We start from the raw sequence: 3,240 nt of genomic DNA on the forward strand, positions 1-3,240 counted from the left end.
CTGGGGGCGGCACAGCGTCCTGGCCCGGCTGGTGCTGGGCTCGACCTTCAACCCGCCGGACCTGTTCTGGTACCTGGTCGGCGCGGGCTGTGCCGGAGCGCTCCACCGGCTGCTGCGGACCTCCCGAGTCGCAGCGGTCGGCGGAGCCGTTCGGTGCAGCCATCCGGCGGAGTGAGCCGACGGACCGTCAGAGCGGAAGCAGCTCCGGCCGCTTGGGCTCGACATGGTCGCCCGAGGACTCGCCGCGCAGGCGCCGGCCGACCCAGGGCAGCAGGTGCTCGCGGGCCCACTGGATGTTCTCCCGCCGCTGGCCGGCCGGGGTGAGCACGCGGGCGTCCGGCCACGGGGCCTCCGGGTCCTGCGCGGTGCGCAGGCCCAGCGAGCGGGCGGCCAGCAGGGCGACCCGCTGGTGGCCCTCGGGGGACAGGTGCAGGCGGTCCTCGCTCCACGCGCGGCGGTCCTGCACCGCGCGCAGCGACCACAGGTCGGCCACCTGGCAGCCGTTGCGGTCGGCGACGGCGCGCACGTGTCCGTTGTAGGTGGCGATCTTGCCGCGCAGGTGCTTCAGCAGCGGCACGTCCTTGGTGTCGAAGCCGGTGCAGACCAGCACCGTCCCGGCGTTCTCGGTGAGCTGGACGACGGCGGCCTCGAAGCGTCCGGCCACCTCGTCCGGGTCGCTGCCCGGCCGGAGGATGTCGTTGCCGCCCGCGCAGAAGGTGACCAGGTCGGGCTGGAGGCGGCGGACCTGCGGCACCTGCTCGGCGGTGATCTGGTCCAGCAGCCGGCCGCGCACGGCGAGGTTGGCGTAGCGGAAGTCGCCCGGCGGGCGTCCGTCGGCGAGGATTCCGGCGAGCCGGTCGGCCCAGCCGGCGAACCTGCCATCGATGCCGGGGTCGTTCAGACCCTCGGTGAAGCTGTCCCCGAGGGCGGCGTACGAATCGAGGTCAAGGGTCTCCTGGAGATTCGGCATGAAAGAGATAGTTCACCCAATCAAGTGACCTACGCCACCGTAGGTGACCCCGGCGGCACGTGAGATGGGCCACGTACCCGCACCGGGCGCCTCCGCCCGCAGAGACCCGGTCCCCGGAGAGCGCAAGATCGGCACCCCCTTCCGCTTTCCGGCCCGTCCGGCGGATGCTCGAAGGGAGCGGCCGGCTCCGGCCGCAGTCCTCCTGGGGGAAGGCATCCATGACCACCGACCTGCGCTCCGGCCCGCCCGAGAACTGGTCCATCGACGACCGCTGCACCAACTGCGACGTCGCCCGGCAGCTCGCGCCCGGCCTGGTCCGCGAGCACGAGGGCCGCTCCGAGCTGGTCCGCCAGCCGCGCGACGCGGCCGAGCGCCGACAGCTGCTGGCCGCCGCCCACGCCTGCCCGACCCGCTCCATCCGCCCCGGCACCGGGCCGCTGGACCCGGCCGAGGACCCGTTCCCGCTGGCCCTCGCCGACGACCTGCTGCTGCTCGGCCACAACTCCCGCCGCATCGCGGGCGCCAACTCCTACCTCTGCCGCCGCCCGACCGGCTGGGTGATGGTCGACACGCCGCGCTACAGCGAGGCCCTGGCCGCCCGGTACGCCGCGCTCGGCCCGGTCACCGACGTCCTGCTCACCCACCGCGACCACGCCGCGCACGGCCGGGCGTACGCCGACCGCCTCGGGGCCCGGCTCTGGATCCACGAGGGCGACCTGGAGGCCGCGCCCGACGCCGACCGGGTGCTGCGCGGCACCGGGCCGACGGAGGTCTCGCCCGGCCTGGTCGCCCACCCGTTCCCCGGCCACACCCGGGGCAGCGTGCTCTACCTCGCGGACCAGCGGTACTGCTTCAGCGGCGACAGCCTGTACTGGTCCCGCACCACCGGGGACATCGAGGTGGCGGAATCGGTGACCTGGTACTCGATCGAGGAGCTCGCCGCCTCGCTGCGGCGCGGCCTCGGCGTACTGCGCTTCGAGTGGCTGCTGCCCGGCCACGGCGGGCGGCGCCGGATGTCCGCCGAGGAGGCGGACCGCCGGCTGCGGGCGCTGGCGGAGCGGTGCCGGGAGCTGCGGCCCGGGCCGGTGGACTTCGGCGCGGTCCGCTGGTAGCCGGGGTCCACGGGCAGGGCGGCTCGCTGCGGCGGCCGGGGTTCGCGGGCGGCGCGGCCCGCCCGCGGGCGCCGGAGGGCCGGTGCGCCGGTGCCTGCGCCGGGTGCGCGGGGGCGTGCGACCGCCGGGAGCGCCCGCCCGGGTGTGCGAACGGTTCCGCCGGGGCAGCCGCCTTGGGAACGAAGGTGTTCGGCCTCGCGAACCCCGAACTCCGTGCGACGAACTCCCCGCGATCCAAGGATGGTTGAGTCATGCTCACGCAGACACCGGAGCGCCAGGCCCGGCCGCGGCGCTACCTGATGTGCCGGCCGACGCACTTCACCGTGGACTACGCGATCAACCCGTGGATGGACCCGTCCCAGCCCACCGACACCGCGCTCGCCCTGCGCCAGTGGGAGCGGCTCTACTGGACGTACCGCCGGCTCGGCCACACCGTCGAGCTGATCGACCCGGTGCCCGGCCTGCCCGACATGGTGTACGCCGCCAACGGCGCCACGGTGCTGGACGGCCGGGCCCTGGTCGCCACCTTCCGCCACCCGGAGCGGGCCGCCGAGTCGGACGCCTACCTGGTCTGGTTCCGCGAGCACGGCTACCGCGAGGTGCGCCGGGCCGGGCATGTCAACGAGGGCGAGGGCGACCACCTGGTGGTGGGCCGCCGGGTGCTCGCCGGGACGGGCTTCCGCACCTCGCGCGCCGCGCACGCCGAGGCCGGGGAGCTGTTCGGCGTCCCGGTGGTCAGCCTGACCCTGGTCGACCCGCGCTTCTACCACCTGGACACCGCACTGGCGGTGCTCGCCGACGACCACGTCATGTACTACCCGGAGGCGTTCGACGCCGACAGCCGCTCGGTGCTGCGCGCGCTGTACCCGGACGCGGTCCTCGCCGACCGGGCCGACGCCGAGGTGTTCGGGCTCAACGCGGTCTCGGACGGTCGCCGCGTGCTGCTGCCGGAGGCGGCCAAGAACCTGGCCGGCCGCCTGGCCGAGCACGGCTACCAGCCGGTCCCGGTGGACGTCTCGGAGCTGCTGAAGGGCGGTGGCGGGGCGAAGTGCTGCACCCTGGAGCTCAGGCCGCGGTGACACGCCCTACCCGGCGTCCCGTTCCGCCGCCGTGACCAGCAGCACCTCCAGGGTGCGCGGCCCGTGCACCCCCTCCACC

Annotated in this window: 3 protein-coding genes and 1 pseudogene; 3 read left to right on the forward strand and 1 reads right to left on the reverse strand. The window is 75.0% G+C overall.

The annotated features are described in order from the left end of the window. A pseudogene (locus ACIQOV_RS34115) lies at positions 1-175 on the forward strand (DUF2809 domain-containing protein); the annotation flags it as partial. Between the two features lie 12 nt (positions 176-187). On the opposite strand, the gene ACIQOV_RS34120 reads toward ACIQOV_RS34115, so the two are convergent. Beyond that, complete coding sequence (locus tag ACIQOV_RS34120) at positions 188-970, reverse strand: SGNH/GDSL hydrolase family protein (protein ID WP_401054667.1); 783 nt, start codon at positions 968-970, stop codon at positions 188-190. Between the two features lie 218 nt (positions 971-1,188). Between ACIQOV_RS34120 and ACIQOV_RS34125 the strand changes: the two genes are divergently transcribed. After that, positions 1,189-2,082: a 4Fe-4S domain-containing protein gene (locus ACIQOV_RS34125; protein ID WP_401054668.1), complete on the forward strand. Its 894-nt coding sequence runs from the start codon at positions 1,189-1,191 to the stop codon at positions 2,080-2,082. A gap of 251 nt (positions 2,083-2,333) precedes the next feature. Further along, positions 2,334-3,161: a dimethylargininase gene (gene ddaH, locus ACIQOV_RS34130; RefSeq protein ID WP_401054669.1), complete on the forward strand. Its 828-nt coding sequence runs from the start codon at positions 2,334-2,336 to the stop codon at positions 3,159-3,161. Positions 3,162-3,240: the final 79 nt, after the last annotated feature.

Origin of the sequence: Kitasatospora sp. NPDC091257 (genome assembly GCF_044757675.1) — a bacterium.
Taxonomy (GTDB): domain Bacteria; phylum Actinomycetota; class Actinomycetes; order Streptomycetales; family Streptomycetaceae; genus Kitasatospora; species Kitasatospora lactacystinica.

Bases quoted from the DNA above. Each gene is read 5' to 3' on its own strand.
- ACIQOV_RS34125 (WP_401054668.1), top strand. From the start codon at position 1,189: ATGACCACCGACCTGCGCTCCGGCCCGCCCGAGAACTGGTCCATCGAC.
- ddaH (WP_401054669.1), top strand. From the start codon at position 2,334: ATGCTCACGCAGACACCGGAGCGCCAGGCCCGGCCGCGGCGCTACCTG.
- ACIQOV_RS34120 (WP_401054667.1), bottom strand. From the start codon at position 970: ATGCCGAATCTCCAGGAGACCCTTGACCTCGATTCGTACGCCGCCCTC.